This window comes from Shewanella sp. SG44-6, from assembly GCF_014164185.1.
Classification (GTDB): Bacteria; Pseudomonadota; Gammaproteobacteria; order Enterobacterales; family Shewanellaceae; genus Shewanella; species Shewanella vesiculosa.
Genome location: NZ_JACJER010000323.1, coordinates 1 through 492, shown reverse-complemented (window position 1 = coordinate 492; position 492 = coordinate 1). Strand labels below are relative to the sequence as shown.

At 44.9% G+C, this 492-nt stretch carries 1 protein-coding gene; it reads left to right on the top strand.

The window, feature by feature from the left end; translation table 11 throughout:
- On the top strand, positions 1-492 hold a 492-nt coding region (locus tag H5185_RS22440; RefSeq protein ID WP_259396292.1), incomplete at both ends, for a DNA polymerase.

Here is a 492-nt window from a genome sequence, read left to right as displayed (position 1 = left end):
AAGACGTATTAGTCGAGCTAGCACTTGATTATCCTTTACCTAAAGTTATTCTCGAGCATCGCAGCCTAGCAAAACTAAAAAGCACTTATACCGATAAACTGCCGCTAATGGTTAATGCCATAACAGGCAGGGTTCACACTAGCTATCATCAAGCGAATGCCGCAACAGGCCGCTTGTCATCAAGTGAGCCAAACTTACAAAATATTCCTATCCGTACCGAAGAAGGCCGCCGTATTCGCCAAGCCTTTATCGCTCCTGCGGGTCGAAAAATTTTAGCGGCCGATTATTCACAAATCGAACTGCGTATCATGGCTCATTTATCTCAAGATGAAGGCTTACTGACCGCTTTTGCTGAAGGTAAAGATATTCATAAAGCCACTGCAGCCGAAGTATTTGGGGTGCACTTTGAAGAAGTCACGACCGAGCAACGTCGCCGCGCCAAAGCGGTTAACTTTGGTTTAATTTATGGCATGTCTGCATTTGGTTTAGCTA